This window comes from Terriglobales bacterium (genome assembly GCA_035651655.1).
In the GTDB taxonomy this organism is placed as follows: Bacteria; Acidobacteriota; Terriglobia; order Terriglobales; family Acidobacteriaceae; genus DASRFG01.
This window is the reverse complement of sequence record DASRFG010000026.1, coordinates 44,615-66,537: the sequence shown is the minus strand read 5'-3', so window position 1 is coordinate 66,537 and position 21,923 is coordinate 44,615. Positions and strand designations below refer to the sequence as shown.

The 21,923-nt window shown below is 56.3% G+C and carries 17 protein-coding genes; 11 read left to right on the top strand and 6 right to left on the bottom strand.

Annotation, left to right across the window (positions count from 1 at the left end; translation table 11 throughout):
- Positions 1 to 20 precede the first annotated feature (20 nt).
- The 3 genes from VFA76_13295 to VFA76_13285 are packed head-to-tail and all read left to right on the top strand — an operon-like array spanning position 21 to position 3,150.
- Positions 21 to 1,028 carry an LD-carboxypeptidase gene (locus VFA76_13295; protein ID HZR32815.1) on the top strand — a complete coding sequence of 336 codons (1,008 nt, stop codon included), beginning with the start codon at positions 21 to 23 and terminating at the stop codon, positions 1,026 to 1,028.
- Positions 1,025 to 2,449, top strand: a complete 1,425-nt coding sequence (gene mpl / locus VFA76_13290) for a UDP-N-acetylmuramate:L-alanyl-gamma-D-glutamyl-meso-diaminopimelate ligase (protein HZR32814.1) — start codon at positions 1,025 to 1,027, stop codon at positions 2,447 to 2,449. The genes VFA76_13295 and mpl overlap by 4 nt, the downstream gene beginning before the upstream one ends.
- Positions 2,446 to 3,150: a lysophospholipid acyltransferase family protein gene (locus VFA76_13285; protein HZR32813.1), complete on the top strand. Its 705-nt coding sequence runs from the start codon at positions 2,446 to 2,448 to the stop codon at positions 3,148 to 3,150. Before mpl ends, VFA76_13285 begins: the two co-directional genes overlap by 4 nt.
- 18 nt (positions 3,151 to 3,168) lie before the next feature.
- Here the strand turns inward: VFA76_13285 and VFA76_13280 are convergent, their stop codons facing one another.
- From VFA76_13280 to VFA76_13270, 3 genes are all read right to left on the bottom strand, one after another.
- Positions 3,169 to 3,948, bottom strand: coding sequence for a response regulator (locus VFA76_13280; protein ID HZR32812.1), 780 nt, complete (start codon positions 3,946 to 3,948; stop codon positions 3,169 to 3,171).
- A 34-nt stretch (positions 3,949 to 3,982) separates the two neighbouring features.
- On the bottom strand, positions 3,983 to 4,999 hold the full coding sequence (gene lpxD, locus VFA76_13275; protein HZR32811.1) for a UDP-3-O-(3-hydroxymyristoyl)glucosamine N-acyltransferase: 1,017 nt from the start codon (positions 4,997 to 4,999) through the stop codon (positions 3,983 to 3,985).
- Between the two features lie 90 nt (positions 5,000 to 5,089).
- Complete coding sequence (locus tag VFA76_13270; GenBank protein HZR32810.1) at positions 5,090 to 5,566, bottom strand: hypothetical protein; 477 nt, start codon at positions 5,564 to 5,566, stop codon at positions 5,090 to 5,092.
- A gap of 319 nt (positions 5,567 to 5,885) precedes the next feature.
- On the opposite strand from VFA76_13270, the gene VFA76_13265 reads away from it, so the two are divergent.
- From VFA76_13265 to VFA76_13245, 5 genes are all read left to right on the top strand, one after another.
- A complete protein-coding gene (locus VFA76_13265) occupies positions 5,886 to 7,493 on the top strand; it encodes a CCA tRNA nucleotidyltransferase (GenBank protein HZR32809.1) in 1,608 nt (535 codons plus the stop codon).
- Between the two features lie 98 nt (positions 7,494 to 7,591).
- Positions 7,592 to 11,065, top strand: a complete 3,474-nt coding sequence (gene dnaE / locus VFA76_13260) for a DNA polymerase III subunit alpha (GenBank protein HZR32808.1) — start codon at positions 7,592 to 7,594, stop codon at positions 11,063 to 11,065.
- A 23-nt stretch (positions 11,066 to 11,088) separates the two neighbouring features.
- Complete coding sequence (locus VFA76_13255) at positions 11,089 to 12,171, top strand: acetyl-CoA carboxylase carboxyltransferase subunit alpha (protein HZR32807.1); 1,083 nt, start codon at positions 11,089 to 11,091, stop codon at positions 12,169 to 12,171.
- Positions 12,172 to 12,340: 169 nt separating this feature from the next.
- A complete protein-coding gene (locus VFA76_13250) occupies positions 12,341 to 14,176 on the top strand; it encodes a 2-oxoacid:acceptor oxidoreductase subunit alpha (GenBank protein HZR32806.1) in 1,836 nt (611 codons plus the stop codon).
- Position 14,177: 1 nt separating this feature from the next.
- On the top strand, positions 14,178 to 15,224 hold the full coding sequence (locus VFA76_13245) for a 2-oxoacid:ferredoxin oxidoreductase subunit beta (protein HZR32805.1): 1,047 nt from the start codon (positions 14,178 to 14,180) through the stop codon (positions 15,222 to 15,224).
- A 14-nt stretch (positions 15,225 to 15,238) separates the two neighbouring features.
- Here the strand turns inward: VFA76_13245 and VFA76_13240 are convergent, their stop codons facing one another.
- The gene (locus tag VFA76_13240; GenBank protein ID HZR32804.1) at positions 15,239 to 15,586 is read right to left on the bottom strand and encodes a hypothetical protein; all 348 of its coding nucleotides are present in this window, start codon (positions 15,584 to 15,586) and stop codon (positions 15,239 to 15,241) included.
- 152 nt (positions 15,587 to 15,738) lie between these two features.
- Here VFA76_13240 and VFA76_13235 point away from each other — a divergent pair, with 152 nt between their 5' ends.
- Positions 15,739 to 16,029: a hypothetical protein gene (locus VFA76_13235; GenBank protein ID HZR32803.1), complete on the top strand. Its 291-nt coding sequence runs from the start codon at positions 15,739 to 15,741 to the stop codon at positions 16,027 to 16,029.
- 64 nt (positions 16,030 to 16,093) lie between these two features.
- On the top strand, positions 16,094 to 16,402 hold the full coding sequence (locus tag VFA76_13230) for a hypothetical protein (protein HZR32802.1): 309 nt from the start codon (positions 16,094 to 16,096) through the stop codon (positions 16,400 to 16,402).
- Positions 16,403 to 16,500: 98 nt separating this feature from the next.
- On the opposite strand, the gene VFA76_13225 is transcribed toward VFA76_13230, so the two are convergent.
- Positions 16,501 to 19,767: a TonB-dependent receptor gene (locus VFA76_13225; GenBank protein ID HZR32801.1), complete on the bottom strand. Its 3,267-nt coding sequence runs from the start codon at positions 19,765 to 19,767 to the stop codon at positions 16,501 to 16,503.
- 728 nt (positions 19,768 to 20,495) lie between these two features.
- On the opposite strand from VFA76_13225, the gene VFA76_13220 reads away from it, so the two are divergent.
- Positions 20,496 to 20,954 carry a hypothetical protein gene (locus VFA76_13220; GenBank protein ID HZR32800.1) on the top strand — a complete coding sequence of 153 codons (459 nt, stop codon included), beginning with the start codon at positions 20,496 to 20,498 and terminating at the stop codon, positions 20,952 to 20,954.
- A gap of 69 nt (positions 20,955 to 21,023) precedes the next feature.
- On the opposite strand, the gene VFA76_13215 is transcribed toward VFA76_13220, so the two are convergent.
- Complete coding sequence (locus tag VFA76_13215) at positions 21,024 to 21,851, bottom strand: tetratricopeptide repeat protein (GenBank protein HZR32799.1); 828 nt, start codon at positions 21,849 to 21,851, stop codon at positions 21,024 to 21,026.
- Between the last annotated feature and the right edge of the window lie 72 nt (positions 21,852 to 21,923).

Below are 21,923 nucleotides of genomic sequence, written 5' to 3'. Positions count from 1 at the left end.
ATTACTTTAAGGTTGCAGCAATGAAATCTCGCGACTCAAATCCGCTTGAGCAACGCGTCAAACCACCTGCGCTCCGTCCGGGTGACACGGTGGGCATCGTCGCCCCAGCCAGCGATTTCAAGCGCGATCAGTTTGACGCCGGGTGCCGAGAGTTGCGGCGGTTGGGCTATCAGCCTTTTTACCTTCCATCGATTTTTGAACGTGACCAGTACTTTGCGGGATCGGCGAAGCGTCGGGCGCGTGAAGTGGAGGAGATGTTCGAACGTGAAGAAGTGCGCGCTATTGTGTGCGCACGCGGCGGGTACGGGTGCAATTACCTGCTGCAAGAAATTGACATGGAAATCGTTCGCCGCCACCCAAAAATCTTCGTCGGATACAGCGACGTAACCACGCTGCTTACCTGGTTTTCAGACGCTACCAATCTGGTTACATTTCATGGCCCCATGGTCGCCAAGGATTTTGCCCACGCAGATGGTGTAAACCTGGCGTCATGGAATGTGCTCTCAGGCGCCGGCCAGCGCATCGAAGCTGCAGACAACGCGAATGTGCAACCATTGGTTGAAGGTACGGCTGAAGGCATCTTGTATGGCGGCTGCTTGTCGATGCTGTCTGCCTCCTTAGGGACGCCCTACGAAATCCAGACTAACGGAACCATTTTGTTCGTTGAAGATGTGAACACCAAGCCATTTCAGATCGACCGCATGCTGATGCAGTTGAAGTTGGCCGGCAAGCTCGATAAGGTGCGCGGCGTCGTCTTCGGTGAGATGCTCGGCTGCGTCCAGCCGGGAGAACAGCCCTACAGTTTGCAGGAAGTCGTATTGCGAGTGGTCGGTGACCTGGAAATTCCAGTCGCATATGGATTTCCCTCGGGCCACGTCTCGGGAGACAATCACACGCTTCCGTTTGGACTTCAGGCCGCGCTGCGCGTGGATAAAGCCAAAGCCCAGCCGGTGCAGTTGAGCTTCGAGTCTCCCGTTGTTTCGCGATCTGAAGCCTCAAAGTCCATTAAGGCCTCGGTAAAAAGATGACCAAACACATCCACCTCATCGGAATCTGTGGCACAGCCATGGCCTCATTGGCCGGAATGCTCAAACAGCGCGGGTTTCAGGTGACGGGATCCGATGCTGCGGCGTATCCCCCAATGTCCGATTTTCTTGCTGAAATGGGCGTACCTTTGGCGCAACCCTATGCCGAAGGAAATCTAAATCCCAGGCCGGACCTGGTGGTGGTCGGCAACGCGATTTCCCGCGGCAATCCAGAGCTTGAATTCGTTCTCGACCAGCGCATCCCCTTCTGCTCGCTCCCGCAAATACTGCACGATGAGTTTCTGCGTGGACGCGAAGTGATCGCCATTGCCGGTACGCATGGCAAGACAACTACCACTTCCATGCTGGCGTGGATTTTTAAAGTGGCTGGCCAGGAGCCATCATTTCTGGTGGGCGGTATTGCCGAGAACTTCGGCAGCAGCTTTGCGCTGGGAGAAGGCAAACACCTCATTATTGAAGGCGACGAATACGACACCGCATTCTTCGACAAAGGCCCGAAATTTCTGCACTACTTTCCGGATTCACTCATACTCACCTCCGTCGAATTCGATCATGCGGACATCTACCAGGACCTCGACGCGGTGAAGACCGCGTTCAAGCGACTGGTGAACCTGGTACCCCGGCGAGGAAAGATCGTGGCGTTCGGCGGCAATGGCAACGTCACTGAATGCACAAAAAAGGCATTTTGTCCGGTCGAGCGTTACGGATCTTTCGGGGACATTTACTGGAAGGTTGAAGACCTTCATATGGAGCCGAGTCGAACCTCCTGGTCTGTGCTGCGTGACGGCAAACGCTGGGCGGACTTTGAATTTCCGATCGCCGGTGAATATAACGTGCTCAATGCCACCGCAGCAGCGGCCATGGCCGCCGGTTATGGCATCGAAAAGGACACGATTGCCGAAGCGCTAAAAACCTTCAAAAGCGTAAAGCGGCGGCTCGAGGTAAAGGCTGAGGTCAAAGGCGTCACCATCATTGATGATTTCGCCCATCATCCTACCGCCATTTCGGAAACGATTAAGGCGCTGCGCTCACGCTATCCGGGGCGGCGGCTATGGGCGATTTTGGAGCCTCGGTCGAATACACTGCGCCGCAACGTACTGCAGAATGAACTCGCCAACAGTCTGGGACTAGCTGACGAGGTCATCGTCGCACGCGTGTTCCGCCCGGAGGCGATTCCCGCCAGTGAATGTCTCGACTTACCAGCTGTCATCGCCCGCATCAACCGCACCGGGAAACGGGCGCGCACGATTCCCGACGCCGACGCCATTGTGGCGCAAATCGGCGACGAACTGCGCTCCGGGGACGTGGTGGTCATCCTGTCGAATGGCGGATTTGGCGGCATCTACGAAAAGCTGCCGCGCCGGTTGCAGTCGCTCTCTGCGCCGGCCAAAACCCACACGTGATCCGCACCTTCGCTATGTTGGGATTCTGGGCGTTAGTAGTCCCTTTTGCTGCGCTGGTCGGATTTCCCTGGACCCTGCTCACCGGCGAAATTGATCTGCTGTACTGGCTCGGCACTCGCATCGCCTGGGCCGGAGTGCGGCTGGCTGGTGTGAAGGTGAAGGTGGTCGGCCTCGATCGCCTCGACCCTCAACGGACATACATCTTCATGTCCAATCATGCGTCAAATTTAGACCCGCCCATCCTGGTGCCCCTCATTCCGCGGCGAACGTCAGTGCTGGTGAAGCGGGAATTGTTTCGTATTCCGATCCTCGGCCGCGCCATGCGGTTGGGCTCGCTGGTGCCGGTTGACCGTAGCAATCGTGACAACGCCATCGCCAGCCTCCGCGCGGCCGCCAATGTACTCGCCCAAGGAGTGAATATGACCATTTTTGTGGAAGGAACGCGCTCGCCGGATGGCCGTCTCCTGCCGTTCAAAAGGGGTCCCTTCCATCTCGCCATGGAGAGCGGCACACCTGTGGCGCCGGTCACCATCGCCGGAACCCACAATCTCATGCCAAAGCGCCGCTGGAGCTTGCGCCCTGGCACCGCCACGGTTACTTTCCACCAGCCCATTGATCCAACTCAGGTTTCCGATCGGGAGGAACTTATGGCCGTTGTCCGGGAGCAGATTCAGAGGGCGCTGCCCGAAGAATTTAGTTGAAGAAATGGCTTCTTGCTTCTACTTTTTCTCGATTAACCTGGCGCTGAGTAACGCGCCATCGCGGTCGTCGTGCAGCTTAATGGGAAATACAAGAACGTTCCACGTCCAGCGTGCAGCTTTACGGGGCAGGTGGGGCAGGCCACGGAAGCCGCGGTCTATGTAGGTTTCTCGAGTGTCGACGACGGTGCGGATGATCTCTTCCCAGTCCCCACGCAGTGCGGGAAACTGCTCGAAAATATTACGTCCAATAAACCAGGACCGCTTGTGATTGTTGAGCGCTGCATAATAATCGTTCACATACTGCCAATTGCCATCGCGGTCGACGATCTGGATGACCATGTCGTCTCCCATGGACATGCTGATACGCGAGTAGTAAAAGTCACGCGCGTCCACCACTACAGGCTTGCCTCGCCGTTTGGCCTCGAACGAGCGCAGGGCGGCCACCAGGTCATCCACTGAACTATTGCCCTTCAGCAGTTGCATGTCCGCGATGCCGCCGAAGCGGTGCTCCAAGGTTGCAGAGAGAATGATGATGGGCACGTGCGGACGCTTCTCGCGCAAAGTTTGCGCCACCTCGCTGCCGAATTTGCCGCGGCCGAGGTGATAGTCGAGCACGGCGATGTCAATGTCCTGCAGCTTGGCTTCGGCTTGCTCGATGGAGGATGAGGTCACAACGTGATATCCCTTGCGGCGCAGGATGGTCGAGCGCAGCAGTAAATTCTCTTCCCGGTCGTCGAGCAGAAGGACACGGATGGGGCCCGGCTCTTTGCTGGCCGAAATTTGGAGGCCCTCGGTCATTTATGGAGTTGGATGCTACAGGAACAAGTCACCCTTATACGTCCTTTTCTTCGCCTTTTCCGCCGCCCCTGATGGCGCGTGCCAGTTCCGGCAGGCGATTGAATACGGCAACACAACGGAGCCACAACTTGTTATCTATTGCGGGGTAGCCACTGACCGTTTTGCCGGCCGCAACATCGTTCGGTATGCCGCTTTGTGCGGTTGCAATCGCTCCATCGCCGATCTTGCAATGTCCCGCGACGCCCACCTGCCCCGCCAGAATTACATTGCTCCCAACGTCGGTTGAACCCGCAAGACCCACCTGGGCGCATAGAAGTGTGTTCTGTCCCACGCGTGAGCCGTGGCCGACCTGCACCAGGTTATCAATGCGTGTCCCGCGCCCGACCCGCGTTTCGCCAATACTGGCGCGGTCCACACACGCATTGGCCTGTACCTCGATGTCGTCCTCCAGGACCGCAGGGCCAGACTGCACGATTTTGCGCCACTTGCCTTCGTTGTCCTTGGCAAAGCCGAAGCCGTCTCCGCCGATTACCACGCCGTTTTGCAGCGTCACGTTATCTCCGACCCGGCAGTACTCGCGCACCACAGCATGCGCATGCGCGAAAAAATTGTTTCCAATGCGTGCCCCGCGATAGATCACCACGTGCGGCAGGAGAACGCAGTTTTTTCCAATCACCACATCCTCATCAACCACCACATAAGGCCCGATGGCGGCATTCTTACCGATCTCAGCAGAGTCGTGGACGAACGCCGTGGAATGTACGCCGGCGGGATATTTAGGCGGCCGGTAGAAAAGCTCGAGGGCACGGCCAAAATCCAGATAGGGATTGCGGGATCGCAACATAGAGGCGGCGATGGCAGGAAAGTCCTCAGCCACAATTACGGCCGATGCCTTCGTCTTGCGAGCGGCCTGTGCATAACGCGGATTCGCTACAAATGTGAGCTGGCCCGGTTGCGCCGATTCGAGGGGCGCAATTCCAGAAATTTCTGTTTCTGGTGAGCCATTCTCCAGGCGCATGCCTAAAGACGAGGCGATCTGTCCAAGTTTCATGGGGCTACATCCTCTTGAGCGAAGTGGCGATTGTAATTCAGCGGCGCTATGCGGCACAGGTGGTCTTTGCGAGAACTTGTTGCTTGCCAGCTACTGCTCGAACATCGGGACCTGGAGCTCTGGGGCAACGTGCTTACGGCGGCGTGCCTTGGAAATGCCGACAACTCCTAACACGGTGAGTGCGGAAAGAGCCGTTCTTGGAATGAACATGCGCTGCGTGTTCGCTCGAACGTCCGGGGGATTGACTAAAAATCCTTCCACGCCGACCAGGGCCAGGTCATTGGGCATCATGCCCTCGATGACCTCGTTATCTTTGAAGCGGAGCCGCACCCACAGTCCTTCGGTGCGGGGTCGAGTAGCGAAAGTCTTGCGCACAGGCGCGCCTTCCGCAAAGTCGCGAACGAAGTAAACAACCTTGATTTCATGCAAATCAATGGCGACCAGGTTACCGGCCGTGTTCAACATCTCCAGCTTGCCGGCCACGATAAAGTTGGCCGGCGCGACGTGGCCATTGATGGTGTCGCGGTCCATCTTGCGGACAATCACTTTTTTATGCGTTGAAGGCATGGTTCAAAGCCGACGATTACGGCGCCTCCAACTCAGAGGTGCGGGGCGGGAAAGGACTGCTTCCGCCGGGCTGGTTTCGCCGCTCAGGATTGTCGCATTTTTCCTGCTCCGGCGCGTAAATTGTGGCGCTGGATGTAGCCAAAGCGGTAACGTTGTGATATCTTCATCAGTTTGCCGCGCCCCGTTAGGGAAGTCTAAGTCCATTTATTCAAGTAACTTACAGGCAATCGGGGAGTCCGGGCTACCAAGACCGGAAACGGGTTGGGCCGGGCCTAGGGGTGTGCGCGGGTTGGCAGCCACTCCGGGCGAACAATAAAGCATGGCGGACTACATTTACACCTTGGAAATCCGGCTGACCCCAGAGCAGCAGCGGGGCGTCACCCTGGTGCAGGACGTGGCCAGGGCGGCGGAGATCAATGTTTATCTCACCGGCGGGGCCATGCGCGACATCATCAGTGGCTTTCCTATCCGCGACCTCGATTTCACTGTTCAAGGTAACCCGCTGCGTTTGCAGAAAGACCTGGAACGCGCCGGCGTGGTAGTGCAGGGGGTGGATGACGACCTGAAGACCCTCTACCTATTGCTGCCTGGAAACGTGCGAGCTGAGATTTCGATGGCCCGCTCCGAGCGCTATGAGAAGGCAGGGAAGCCGCCGGTCATCTCACCCGCTACTATCGCCGAGGACCTTCGGCGCCGTGACTTCACCGCCAATGCCATGGCGCTCTCGCTGAATCCGGGTTCCCGCGGTTTGCTGCTGGATCCATTTAACGGCGCGGCGGACATTGAAGCCAAACTGCTGCGGATCCTGCATAACTATGCCTTCGTAGAAGACCCTTCGCGATTGATTCGCGCCACACGATTTGCAGCGCGCTTTCACTGGCCGCTCGAAGAGCGCACGCAGACACGGTACGACTCAGCCAAAGAAAATAAATATATCGAGCACATTAGCGATCGCGCCATTGGTTACGAGATCGAGCAACTGGCCTATGAAGACGACCCTCTGCACATCATTAAGGCTCTGGAGAAAGAAGACTGGCTGAAGGTGCTTAATCCTCACTGGAGCACGTCGAAGGTGGATACTGCCGGCCTGGCACAGTTGAGTAAGCTCAAGCAGCAGATGGGCGAGTTTGGCTATTCCTCAATAGACACTGGCCCCGCGGTGCTTCATTTCCTCACTCGGCGGCTAGGCAGCCGTGACATCTCCGACATGCAGAAGCTGATTCCGCGCCGTGACCTGGTTGAGAAATGGCGCCGCTTGGACGATGACGCCCGCGATTTGGGGAAGAGACTCTCTGGAAAGGAAGCAGCTACTCCCTCGCGCGCCTGGGATTTACTTTCAAACGCGCGGCCGGAGACCATTTTGTTCTTTGAACTCACGACCCGGCAGCAAGCAGCTTCCCAGAAGATTAAAAATTTCTTCGGCAAATGGAGGCAGGTACAGCAGAAGATTCCACTGGCAGAAATGGTGGAGCTGCGCATCACGCCCGCCATGCCGGAGTATCCCAAGATCGCCGATCAGGTCTTTCACCTTTTGCTCGATGGCAAGCTGCGTTCCCGGACGGAAATTCTGAAATTCCTCAAGCCGCTGGCTCCACCTCCCCCGCCACCGCCTCCGCCACCTCCCAAAAGGGGTCGCGCCGCTAAGGCACAAGTGACACCCGTGGCCACGCCACCGGCAGCGGCAGACGCGGGCAAAAAGGGGAAAGAATCCGGGAAAAAGAAGGGAGCTCCGGCTCCAGCGCAGGCGCCAGCTGCCGCGGCTGCGCTTACGCCCGGCCAGAAACGACCGGCTGCAGAGGCCCCTAAAAAGCCGGAGTCCAGACCGCCAGTCGCTGCCAAGGCGAACACCAAGGCCAGCCCGAAGCCGAGGGCTAAGCCTGCCGCAAAGCCTGCCAAGGCCAAGGGCAAGGCCAAGAAGCGCCGATAGCATTCCCACCGCATGTTTTCCACGAGGTGTGGATAATTTGCGTGTCGCGCACGCCCGTCGTTCCCCGTAGAATGTAAGTACAGAATCCCACAGCTCTGATGTCCCAATTCATCCATCTTCACCTGCATACCGACTATTCGCTGCTGGACGGCGCCTGCGATGTGGACAAGCTAGTCGCCCGTGCCAAGGAACTGGGTATGCCAGCCGTGGCCATGACCGACCACGGAAACATCTTTGGCGCAGTCCATTTTTACAATGCGGCAAACAAGGCAGGGATCAAGCCGATCATCGGTTGTGAACTGTACATCTGCAAAAAAGATGACCACCGGGCGGCTCCTGAGGGCGACACTTACAACCACCTGCTGGTGCTCGCGGAAAACGAACAGGGCTATCGCAACCTGGTGAAGATCACCTCCGAAGCTTCCCTCCACGGCTTCTACTACAAGCCGCGTGTGAGCAAGAGATTTCTTGCGGAGCACAGCGCAGGGCTGATTGGCCTCTCCGGTTGTTTGAAAGGCGAAGTCGCAGAGCGGCTCACGGAAGGGAACTACGATGCGGCCAGGCAAGCCGCTGGTTCCTTCCGCGAAATCTTCGGGCCACAGAATTTCTTCCTGGAAATTCAGGACCAGGGCCTGGAGATGGAAAAGCGCATCCAGCCCGGACTGTTGCAGCTCAGCAAAGAGCTGAATACACCTCTGGTCGCCACCAACGACAGCCACTATCTTTGCGAAGACGACGCGCACGCCCAGGACGTCATGGTTTGCATTCAGACCGGAAAGTCCATCCAGGACACCAACCGGATGAAGTTCCAGGGGACGGGGTTCTTCGTCAAAAGTTACGACGAGATGTACCGCGTCTTCAAGGACACCCCGGATGTTCTTAGCCGCACGGTTGATATCGCAGCGCGTTGCAATCTGCGCCTGGAGAAAGTTGGCAATCCGTTTCCGCATTTCGAAGTTCCGCCCGGTTTTACGCTGGACACCTACTTTGGGCATATCGCGCGGGAGGGTTTTGCGGGTCGGCTGGAGAGTTTGCGGCAGTTTGAGGCGCGTGGGCAGCTCAAGAATTCTTTGGCGGATTACGAACAGCGTCTTGCCCGTGAAATCGGCATCATCCAGCAAATGCAGTTCGCTGGGTATTTTCTTATTGTTTGGGACTTCATCCGCTATGCCAAAGAACACAACATTCCTGTGGGCCCCGGGCGCGGCTCGGCGGCCGGTTCGCTGGTCTCCTACGCCATGGGGATCACCGACATAGATCCGCTGCAACACGACTTGCTGTTTGAGCGCTTCCTTAACCCCGAGCGCGTGTCCATGCCGGACATTGACATTGATTTTTGCATGAACCGACGGGGCGAGGTAATTGATTACGTCACCAGCAAGTATGGACGCGAGAACGTGGCGCAAATCATCACCTTCGGCACCATGGCCGCCAAGGCCGCGATTAAGGACGTCGGCCGGGCCATGGATATCCCCTATGCGGAAGTGGACCGCATCGCCAAGATGGTGCCGGCGCAGCTCAATATCACTTTGGAGAAAGCGCTGCAGGATTCGCCTGCGCTGCAGGCCGCATTTCAGAACGATGCTCAAGTCAAAGAGTTGATTACCACTGCCCGGAAGCTGGAGGGTTTGGTGCGGAATTCCGGTGTGCATGCTGCCGGAGTGGTGATCTCGCCGCGCCCACTGACCGAACTTGTGCCGCTGCACAAGACCAAGAACGATGAAATCGTCACCGCCTTCGACATGACGGCGATCGAGAAGATGGGCCTGCTCAAGATGGATTTTCTTGGGCTCACCACGCTTACCATCCTCGATGACACCATCAAGCTGATTGCGCAGACGCGCAGCGAGCAGGTCGCCCTTGAGGGAATTCCGCTCGAGGATGTCGAAACCTATGAAAAGGTATTCCACAAGGGACTGACTTCGGGCGTCTTTCAGTTTGAATCACACGGCATGCGGGATGTGTTGCGCCGCTACCAGCCCAACTCCATCCAGGACCTCACTGCCTTAAATGCACTGTATCGGCCAGGACCGATCCAGGGCGGAATGATTGATGATTTCATTGACCGCAAACACGGCCGCAAGCGGATTGAATACGAACTGCCGGAGCTCGAAGAGATACTGAAAGAAACTCTGGGCGTCATCGTGTACCAGGAACAGGTGATGCAGATCGCCAACAAGCTGGCGGGCTATTCGCTGGGTGAAGCCGACCTTCTGCGGCGGGCAATGGGCAAGAAAATTCCGGCTGAGATGGCGGCCCAGCGTGAGCGCTTCGTCCAAGGCGCGGTGCAGCGTGGACTTCCGCCGAAAAAGATCGAGAAGATCTTCGATCTGATGGAGCAATTTGCCGGCTACGGATTTAACAAATCGCACTCCGCCGCGTATGCGCTCCTGGCCTATCACACGGCTTATTTGAAGACGCATTATCCGGTGGAGTTCATGGCGGCGCTTTTGACGTCAGTGACGGGCAATACCGATGAGGTCGTAAAGTACATCAACGAATGCCGTGAGATGGGGATCGCCGTCGAGCCGCCGGACATTAACGTTAGCGATGCGAATTTCACTCCTCACGGTGCTGCCATTCGCTTTGGCCTGGCTGCGGTGAAGAACGTGGGCCACAACGCTATTGAATCCATCGCTCTGGCTCGGAAGGGGCTGGGTCGGTTCTCTTCCATGTTCGAGTTTTGCGAGAAAGTAGATCTGCGGCTGCTCAACAAACGCGTCGTGGAATCTTTGATCAAGAGTGGCGCCATGGATTCTCTTGGCCGGCGCGCGCAGCTCATGGCCGTAGTGGACAAAGCCATGGAGCGCGCGCAGAAAGCCCAGCGCGATGCCGAATCCGGTCAGCATGGATTGTTTGGTGTATTCCAGCAGGACGAGGCGCCGGTCCACAATGACCACCTACCCGAGATTCCAGATTGGGACGAGCACACGCGGCTGTCCGCAGAAAAGGAAATTCTCGGATTTTTCATTACCGGGCATCCGCTGGAAAAATATCAGGACAAACTCGCCGATTTCAGCGCTCTAACTATCGAGGACATAGGCCGCATGAAGCAGTCCACCGCCAAAGACGCGGAAATTTATGTCGGTGGTGTCACCGCCAATGTTCGCGTCCTTAAGTCAAAAAAGGGCGACCTCTACGCGCAGGGCTCTCTTGAGGACATGACCGGGTCTTTGGAGATGCTCGTATTCCCCGAAGCATTTAAACGCCTGCAAGAGCGTCTGAAAATCGAAGCCCCAGTGCTCATCCGGGGAGGAGTTCGCATTGAGGAAGGAGCCAATCCCAAGCTCACGGTCAGCGACATCGTCCCCTTGGAAGAAGCCCAGCCCAAGCTCCCGAATGCCCTGCGCATCAGAATCCCGCTTGAGACTGCCACAGAAGCCACAGTTGATGCGCTCCATTCCCTTTGCGCCGAACGCAAGGGCCAGGCGAAACTGTTATTCGATGTGGAACGGCAGGGCGACTTCATGGTGGTTATGGAAACTGAAGGCTATAATGTGCAACCAGATCGGGGCTTCATCGCACGGGTGGAGCAGCTCTGTGGGCGCGGAAGTGTACGAGTAGTCGGATAAGGGATCGGATAGAAGCAAGCAGCATGGAAGCTACGGCAGCGGCAGCAGCGCGGATGATGGGCGGCGAAGGCAGATTCGCCGTCTCCGAGTTTCTGCTGTCCATGGTGGAGTCGCTTTGGTCTCACGGCAGGAACGGCCACTCAAGCAAGATGGAATCAGCCAGTAAGGCACAACACGAACTGGAAAAGATCGAGCAGCAGATCGGGCAGCTTGAATCTCTGGCCGGCGAGAATAAGGAAGCCCAGCGCAGGCTGCAGCAATTACACGAGCGCGTGAACGCGCTTCGCCAGCAGATTTATGCGCACCTGAACGCATGGGAAAAGACAGAGCTGGCGCGTCATCCGCAACGCCCATACCTTCTCGACTATATCGAGCGCATCTTTACTGAGTGGAGTGAGATTCACGGCGATCGCACTTTTGGTGACGACCCCGCAATTATTTGTGGCATGGCCCGCTTCAACGGTGAAGAGGTGCTGCTGATCGGGCATCAGAAGGCCCGCGACACGCGCCAAAAGGTTTACCGCAATTTTGGCATGCCGAATCCGGAAGGCTATCGCAAGGCGTTGCGAGCCATGCATGTTGCTGAAAAATTCGGCCGGCCCATCTTCACATTTGTGGACACGCCCGGTGCTTACCCCGGCCTGGGCGCCGAGGAACGTGGACAGGCGGAGGCCATTGCCCGCAACTTGCGGGAGATGGCGCGCATTAAGGTCCCCATCATCAGCACCATCACTGGCGAAGGGGGAAGCGGTGGTGCACTGGCAATTGCGGTCGCTGACCGGGTCCTAATGATGGAGAACGCCATCTACTCCGTAATCTCACCCGAAGGCTGCGCTTCGATCATGTGGCGCGATGCCAGTAAGAAAGACCTGGCAGCGCAAGCCTTGCGGATTACCGCTTCTGATTTGCAGGGGCTGGGATGTATTGATGACGTCCTCCCCGAACCTGAAGGAGGGGCCCATCGCGACCACGAAGCTGCCGCAGCCCTGCTGGCCGCAGGGCTACAGAAACACTACTCGGAGTTGAAGAAAATTCCTGCTTCCGAATTAGTCGCCTCACGATACAATAAATTTCGCCACATGGCGGAGTTCTTCCGCGGAGAATAACGACACAAGCAGTGGGCCCTGTGGCGAGGTTTACCACCTCTGTTCCTCCGAGCGGGGAAGGACTTTCGTGCGCCGCTATGTCTCCGCCTTACCGTATAATTAATAGTTTCCCAATAAACCTCGAGACGGCGGACGTTTCCACCGGCTCCACTTCATAAGGATAGAGTTCATGGCCACCACCGATGTAGCAATACGAGAAGTCCCGGGACAACCGGTCCAAAAGCGCGTTGTGAATGATATGAGCATTCAAGTCGCGACGGTTAACGGCTCGGGATCACAAAGCTCTAACAGCGTTCTTCTGCGCAGTATTTTCCAGATGGGCGTACCGGTTTCAGGTAAGAACCTCTTTCCGTCTAATATCGCCGGCCTGCCCACCTGGTACACCATCCGCGCCAATAAAGATGGCTACATTGCTCGCAAGAAGGAAATTGATCTACTGGTGGCAATGAATCCGGAGACGGCGCAAGAAGACACTATGTCGCTGGCGCCAGGCGCAGTCGTGCTCTATGACGAGCCGCTCAATTTGCGTGCCTTGCGCAATGATCTCACTTTCTACTCCGTGCCCTACGACAAGTTGGTTGCGACCGTCTGCCCGGAAGCCAAGCTGCGCAAGCTAGTCAAGAACATGATTTACGTCGGCGTCGCGGCGCGGCTGCTCAACATTGACATGGCGGAGATTGAGAAGGCCATCCGCAAACAATTTGCCAGGAAGGCAAAAGCTGCGGACCTGAACTTCAACGCGGCCCGCGCCGGATACGAATATGCCGTGAATACACTGACCAAGCAGGATCCTTACTGGATCACGCGCATGGACAAAAACCAGGGCAAGATCATCATTGACGGCAACTCAGCCGCTGCATTGGGCTGCATGTTCGCCGGCGTCACGGTGGTGACCTGGTATCCGATTACGCCCTCCTCTTCGCTGGTGGAGAGCCTGATTGATTACATGAAGCAATACCGCATCGGCAAGGATGGCAAAGCGACATTCGCAATCGTCCAGGCGGAAGACGAATTGGCGGCTATTGGCATGGTTCTGGGCGCGGCTTGGGCGGGTGCTCGCTCGATGACCGCAACCGCCGGACCCGGCATCTCGCTGATGGCGGAATTCGCCGGCCTCGGTTACTACACAGAAATTCCCGCGGTCATTTGGGACATTCAGCGGGTGGGGCCATCCACCGGGTTGCCTACGCGTACTTCTCAAGGCGACATTCTGTTCACCGCCGTCCTATCGCATGGCGACACCAAGCACATCATGCTATTTCCGTCGTCGGTCGAGGAGTGTTTCACCATGGCCGGCGAGGCCTTCGACATCGCCGAACATTTCCAGACGCCCGTATTCGTAATGTCTGATCTTGATTTGGGCATGAACAACTGGATGTCCGATCCGTTTCCCTATCCCGAGAAGCCGCTAAATCGCGGGAAATTGTTGAGCAAGGAAGATCTCGATCGTCTCGGCGGATTTGCCCGCTACAAGGACGTGGACGGCGATGGCATCGGGTATCGCACCCTGCCGGGAACTGACCATCCGGGCGCCGCTTACTTCGCGCGCGGCAGCGGCCATAATGAGAAATCGCAATATAGTGAGCGGGCGGACGACTACTCCAATAACATGGAGCGCCTAAATCATAAGTTTGAAACCGCGCGCAAGTTCGTTCCGCGCCCCGAAGTGCACACCGGCAAGTCCAAAATCGGCATCATTGCTTACGGCACCAGTCACTGGGCGATCGTCGAGAGCCGCGATCAGCTCCGCAAGGAATACAACCTGGAAGTTGATTACCTGCGGATCAAAGCCTATCCATTCACCCGTGAGGTGCATGATTTTGTGGAGAAGCATGATCGCGTGTATCTGGTCGAACAAAACCGGGACGCTCAGTTGTTGTCTCTGTTGAAACTGGACATTTCGCCTGAACGCATCACCCGGCTGCGCAGCATTGCTCATATTCACGGGCTGCCGCTCGACGCTCGCTCGGTGACTGACGAAATCATCATGATGGAGGGCAAGTAAAATGGCCACCACTCCCACTTCCACCCCACCGCCGAAGACGAATCGCATCGGCCTTTCAGTGCTCGATTACAAGGGCGGAAGGACCACCCTGTGCGCGGGTTGCGGGCACAATGCGATCAGCGAGCGAATTATCGATGCCATGTATGAAATGGGCGTAAAGCCCGAGCGCCTGGCCAAACTCTCAGGCATTGGGTGCTCATCCAAGACCCCTGCTTATTTCATGAACCGGGCGCACAGTTTCAATTCCGTGCACGGACGCATGCCCTCCGTGGCCACCGGCGCCGTCCTGGCCAATCAGCAGCTTATGGCACTAGGGGTCAGTGGTGATGGCGACACAGCTTCGATCGGCATCGGACAATTCGTTCATCTTATGCGCCGTAATCTGCCGATCATCTACATCATCGAAGACAACGGCGTCTATGGCTTGACCAAAGGACAGTTCTCCGCCACCGCCGACGTGGGCTCAAAACTGAAGACTGGTGTCATCAACGACCTGCCGCCCATTGACACTTGTGCTTTGGCCATTCAGTTGGGGGCTACATTCGTGGGCCGTTCATTCTCCGGCGATAAGCGGCAACTGCACAGCCTGTTGAAGGCTGCCATTGCGCATCGCGGTACCGTGATGCTCGACGTCATCTCTCCCTGCGTTACCTTTAACGATCACGAGGGCTCGACCAAGTCTTACAAGTACATGAAGGACCATGAGGAGCCGCTGCAGGAGATCAGCTTCGTGCCCGCGTTTGAAGAGATCAGCGTGGATTACGATCCGGGCACCACGGTGAGCGTCACCATGCATGACGGTTCTCAGCTGCGGCTGCGCAAACTGGAGGAAGATTACGATCCCACCAACCGCATTGCAGCCATTAAGCGCCTGATGGAGGCGCATGAGAATAGCGAAGTGCTGACAGGCATTCTGTTCGTAGACACCAAGGCGCCAACCTTCATTGATATGCTCAACGTCACCGAAGAACCCCTGGCAACGTTGCCGCAAAGCGTGGTGCGGCCCGGGCGCGAGGTGCTTGAGCAGGTGATGGAAGAGCTCAGATAGCTGACCGGCCGCTTTTAAGCGACCAGGGGATCGTCTTTCTCGTCACCCTGATTTTGTTTCTGGCGGTGGCCAGGATCCTGGGTCTGGCCAACGTGCTCGGGGTTCTGGGGACATGGCCTTTGCTGGGCTGTGCCTTCACCGCATCCGCTGTCCTTGTCCAGAAGGCTTTTACCTTGCGGTTCACCCGTGTGTTCGGGACTTTCGCCCGGTTCGGGGAAGTCGGTGTCCGAGGATTTCACCAGCGGGTTCTGATCGCGATGTCCCAACTGGCCACTAAGGGAACTGTTTCCGGCCTTCTCATCCCCTTCGACCGCTCCTTTGCCGAAATCTTCGTCACGCTGCCGCTCTGCTGAACCCGCCATGAAGTTTCCTTTCTGTGACATAGCAAGAGATGTCTGTGGCCGCTCGGTTGTTGCTCGGTAAGGCTCCCCATCTCGATCCGTTGCAACTTTTTGCAGCTTCTGGGTTATAACATGATAAGCGTTCAGGGTGGGGGGAAGGTCAGGGAGGCAATTTGGGGCGTACGGGTCTGCAGACACTGCGGCTGATGGTGGTCTTGGTCGCGGGACTTTGCCTGGTCGGAGTGGCAGCGGCCCAACAGGGAACCAGCCGCGCTGACGCTCCCAAGAAGCGGCATGGCGTAAAAGGCCCCAAACATACAATGACCCATCCCGCGCGCCGCCTCAGCGAGCGTGAGAAAGCCGAAATGAAGTTCCTGAAGGCCGATAAGAAGCGGCAGGAACGCCTGGCTGCTCAGCAGCGCAGAGATGCAAAGCGCAATGCGCATCGTACTCCCAGCCAGTAGCCCGCGAGTCTAGCGCCTTTCGTTTTAGCTGCCGGGAAGCTACCCAACATACAATTCATTCAACATGACAGCCCCTGGACCTCTGCTGCGGCCCTTCGACAAGCTTGTCAAAATCCAGGTGGGCGGACGTGTCTTCGAGGTCCCAGAGAACAACACCCTGCTTCGCTGCTTCCAGCAACTGGCTCCGGAGGGTGTTTCCTACGGCCGCTTCTGCTGGAATGAAGACTGTCAATACTGCCGCGTGACCTACGACCATGGCGAAGGCACCCCGCAACGAGCAGCACTGTCCTGCAAACTGATGGTGGTAGAAGGCATTCGGGTGTTGGAGATGACCACCGAGATCCGCTACTGTCTGCGGAGTCTGAATCTGTAGCAGAAAAGACTCGTGCCAAGCGGGGCCGCCGAGCGGACACGCCGCAAAAAAAGGATGCGCGAGAGAACTCGCGCATCCGACGAAGTAGCGAACAATCGTTAGAAAATAATCTTTATAGCCAGCTGCATGTTGAAGGGCTCACCCGGCCCAAGGCCCGGGGCGCCGTTGAAGTCGCCGATCGTATCTGTGATTGTGCCGTCGGAGTTCACTGCTCCCGCTCCGGATACGAGGTTGATTCGATTGAATAGGTTGAACATCTCTGCGCGGAGCTGAAGTCTGAACCGCTCCGTGATGGGAATGTTCTTGAAGACAGATAGATCCACGTCTCCAAAGCCAGGCCCAGCGAACTTATTACGCGAAAGGTTTCCAGGACCCGTTGCCGAGGCGAAAGCTAACGGGTTAACCCACTGCATGCCAGCACAGGAGCAGATCGGCAGGTTTTTCGAAAAGCTGTGCGAAACACCCGCAAAAGGATCGCCAATCAAATTCTTGCCCGGACGAGTGATGTCGTAAGGTTGCCCGCTATGGAAGTTCAACAAACTGCTCAGCTGCCATCCATGCGTCAGGATTTTGGGACCATGCGAAGACCCCGGTATGTCGTAGGTGAAACTGGTGGTGAATAGGTGGCGGGTGTCGTAGTCGCTATTTCCATAGTCCAGGTGCAGGTTGAAGCTGTCAAAGGGGATGACGGCACGATACTCGCTGATCTCATCGAGAGAATGCGCCCAGGTGTAAGCGAACTGGGAGGTCAACCCGTGCCAGGATTTCACTCTGAAAACGGATTGCAGTCCGTTGTAGTTTGAGGTGCCTGAGCTGTTGAGCTGCAGGATCGAACCGACGTTGGGATATAGCGTGTTGTAATCTCCGTTCTGGTTCAGGTTCAGCATTATGTTCAGCTTGCGCCCCTGGTTCCCTACGTAACCGATCTGGACCAATGCGGCATTGCCGAGGGCTTTTTCGAGTTGCAGATTGTAGCTGTAAAAATAGGGGGCGCGGAAATTCTGGTTGACACCAAAAACGTTGTAGATATTCGTGCCGCCGGCGCCCGGAACGCCGCAGCCAGGATCGATGTTGAAGTTCAAACTGGGGCAAGTCTGGACACCAGGGAAGATCGACTGCCCGCCGGCTTGCACCGCCTGCCAGTTATACCCGTTGCGAGTATAGGTAGAGTATGGGGACGGACCAACGGGGTTGCCCTGTAAACCACTCGCCGCGGTGATGGGTGGGCGGAAGTCCAGGAAAGGATTCATGTTGATCTGATCGAAGAAGACCCCGATTCCGCCGCGAACCACCAGATCGCCGTTCTCTCTGGGCTGATAGGCAAAGCCGAGGCGAGGTGCAAAGTTGTTTCTGTCTGGCGGGAAGATGGAATCGATGCCATTTCCCTGAATGAGCAGGGCCTTACCCGGGATGAAAACTCCCAGGTCCTTTTTGCCGCTATGCAGCGGACCGAAGTATTCATAACGGAGTCCGTAATTCAGGTTCAGCTTGCGGGTGACCTGCCAGGCATCCTGAATGTAGGCGTTAAATGCATTGACAGTGACGGCACGTTCCGCGTTGCCTACCGCGATGGTGGACTTCAATACGTTCCCGGCAAGAAAATCAGCCAGCGCGGCCGTGTTGCTGTCAATGCAACCTGGTGCGGGTGGAGTAGAGCATATGGAAGACGCCCAAGGTCCTTGAGATCCGTCGAAGGTGAACTGTCCGGTTCCACGGCGGAAATAGAACTCATTAACGCGGCCCTGGCGAACCTCGCCTCCGAAGCGGAATTGATGCTTACCCATGGTGTAGGAGACGATATCGGTAAGATGGCCGGTAATGTCATTGCGGCCTTCCGGAGGCGTGAGACCGATATGCTCAAAATCTCCGATGACGATTTGCGGCGCGCCGCGAATCGGCTGACCGTTCACTTTTGCATCCGGGCTCAAAAATAAGCCCATCGATTTGGTATCGAATTTGTTGTTGAAATCATGGAAGACCTGGTTGAAATAGTTCACTCCAAAGAGGACCTGATTGGTCAGCCGTGTGGAGAAAACCGAGTTCCAAACCAGGGCGTAGTTATACACATGCAGCGGCGCCACCTCGAAATAGTCCTTTAAGTTCGAACTGGCGGTTCCCAAGGCGGGGCTGCCACCGAGCGGCGCTGTCTGGCTACCCTGTCCTCCGAACCAGCGGAAGGAGAGGCGCTCGTTCTCGGTAAAATTATGGTCGATCCTCGCATCGGCGTTGTAGCTGTATCCGGTAGAGGCAACAGGGCTAAAGAAGTTGTGGGTCGTGGCAGGCAGGTTGCCGATCAAGTTCTTTGGCCAGAAACCATTCGGCCCAATTAAGTTTGCGGAAAGAGAACTCTCTGGTACACCGAACTTATTCAAGACACTTTGCGCGTTGGCAATCCACGCATCGGATGGCTCAGTTGCCAGGCCTGACAAACCAATCAAATATTGTTGCTTCTCGTACCCGAGGAAGAAGAAAGTCTTGTTCTTAATTATGGGTCCGCCAACGCTCAGCCCATAGTTTTGATTGCGAAGCGGCGGCGCCTTTGTAACGGTTGCGCTCTTGGTGAAGAAGGGCGAAGACGCGGCATAGAATTCGTTCCGATTGTAATAATAGACGGAGCCATGGAACGCATTTCCGCCGGACTTCATAACCACATTTACGGTGCCACCGGCGTTGCGTCCTGCCTCTGCGCCAGACTGAGTCTGTGCGGAAAATTCGTCAATAGAGTCGATGGGGAGGATGATACCGGCGATCCCAGAAACGCCACCTTGGTTGACCGCTGGAATGTTGTGCCACAGGTCATTATTGTCCACGCCGTCAATCTGCCAGTTCACCTGATTGGGACGGGTACCATTCAACGAGCCAAAGCCGCCCACGTTGTATCCGCCAAAGCCGGGCTCCACCGAGATCAACTGCGTGAAGTCGCGTCCATTCAGCGGAACATCCTGAACAACCGCTGATGGAATCGTCATGGTTTGGGTTTGGGTGGTGGTATCGACCGCAAGAGCGGCAGCGGAAACTTCAATCGAGGTGGATTCTTGCCCTAGAGCAAGCTTGACCGGCAAGGTGTAGATGGAGCCGGCGGTCACGATTACGTTGTCAACCGCGATCGGGCGGAAACCGCTAGCCGAGACGCTGACCTTGTAGGAACCCAGCGGCAAATCCTGAAACGCGAACTGGCCATTACTGGTGGTGGTCATCGCGTTGGTCACGCCGGTGGCGTTGTTTACAGCCTTTACATTGGCGTTAGGCACGACGGCTCCCGAGGGATCCGTGACTGTACCGTTGATCGCACCACGAAAGGTTTGCGCATAACCTGCAACCGCAAACAACAGAAGTAATACACTAGTTCCCAGTAGGCGTCGCATGTGGTCACCTCAATAATTAAAATTGCGGTGGTGCCCTGCTGCTATATAACGGAACCCCTATAAGACCAACTACTTATAAGAAAAAGTGCGGGTATTGGGTGCCTCAGAGGCAATTCAGAGTCCATTGCACTCTCGTTTGTTTCCTGCAACTTACTATCAGAGAGGCGGATACATATACGGTTTTTTGAATAAGCTCACATAACATCTATGGACAGTCATATGTGCTGAAAACGACACCTGGTTCCAGCCCAGATCACGAACCTACCATTGGCGGGACACTTAATCAGAAAATTGGCCTTCTGTCGAGCTTTTTCGTAAGAATCCAAGCTTCACCATGCACACCGGAGTGGCGTACATCTCTCGACCTGGAGTCTCTATTGCCGCGACCCATTGCTCCCACCCGTAAGGGCATGTGTCTTGCTGACCCACGGCGCCCTGTACGTGTGGGCATTCCTGCGTTCGGCATGTGGCGGACAAGAGTGTCCGCCCTACACTTGTTCGCAAAATTCATCTCACCTTGCGATTAGGCAGTTTGCATCACAGGGCATGGAATCGGCCCCCCTCGGGCAACTTCGGTCGGTGAATTCCCCGACAGGGTACGACCAAGCGGCTGCACAGTTTCACATCCAGAAAATAGCGACCTGTCTATGGGTTAGTCCCTGTTCAAGAAAAAAGAACGGTCAACAATTACCTTGGTTTCTTGACCTCCAGCTCGCGACTGAGCAGAATTGGCAGTCACGTCCTCGGAGACCAACATTATGTTTTCGGAACAATCCCAGGAAGAGCTTCGTAGGCTGACTTCGTTCTCCCGATTACTGCTTCACAGGATCGGACCGCTGTGCATCTACGCATTCGCGTTTACCATGCTGGCGGGCGTCATGGTAACCACCTTCGATGCTTTTCAACCCCCAGCCCACCAATTCATGAGCATCCACGCAACCTGTCTCACCAATGGCGAGTTCGGAATCCTGACCCGCAGTTGCGCGGGGCGTCTGATCGCGCATTCCAACCGTTTCCCGGGAATTGAAATTACAGGTGTTACCGGCATTGCTGACATCAGCCCCACGACTAAACGAGTGGAGTATGAATGGATGGATAAAGACTCTGAGGGTCTGGAAGAGCCAAGAACTGGTCGAGGCACAGCCGTTTTTCGCAAATACGACGACGGCTGGCGGCTTTCTAATTAGATTTACTAAGAGCTAAGCGCAGGGACAACCGGTACGGACTCAGTACGTGCCTCTGTCTTCGACGAAGAATTATTCCGATGGCGAAGTTCGCCGCACCCTACTCGGCCCCACTCCTAACCGACGCAACTGGTCGCGCGCTTGGGTCGCCTCCGGAGAGCGAGGAAAGCGCTGGATGACGGTATTGAGTTCCTTCACTGCGCCCTGTTTGTCTCCCAGTTGCATCAGAGACAATCCCTTCTTCAGTTCGGCAGAAGCGGCCTTGTTGCCGCCAGGGAACTGGGCGAGAACTTTGTCGTAATCCTGGGCAGCCGCCTTGTAATTGCCGTCACGATACTCCATCTCTGCCAGATAGAACTGCGCGTTGCCCGCCAAATCAGTGTTGGGGTAGTACTTCAGGTAGTCGCTGAATTCCTGCTTGGCGAGATCAGACTTGCCGGCGTTGTAATCCCGCACTCCGTTGTTGTAAAGCACGTCCGGAGCGGGCGCTTGTGCCGCCTGCTGCTGTTGCGCCTGCAGATTCTGCTGGTTGGCCTGCATATCCTCGAGTTGCTTGCTTACCCGGGCAAGGCGCGCCTTGAGTTCGTCCACACTGTCGTTCAGCGATTGCAACTGCCCGGATAGCTGATCGCTGCGCGAACCCGCGTCGGTGGCCTGCTTCTGCAGAGCTTGCTGCAGCTGGCCCATAGTGGCCACGATCTTATTCATGTTGTCTGTGTTCTGTTCCACCAGGTTCTTCATCACGCCCATGCGCTCATCAAAGCTTTGTTGCATGCGGGCCATCTGGTCTTGCAGAGCCTGGACCTGGGTCTGGAGCTGGACGATCTCTTTGCTGGCGGGGAACGCCGGCAGAGAAAGCCCCAGAAACACGAGAGAGAAAAGCAATTTGCGTATTTTCATGACCATTCCATAGTAGATGATTAGATGCTGAGTAGCTGACCAACGACCACTTGCGAAGAGTGTGCCGGCCGG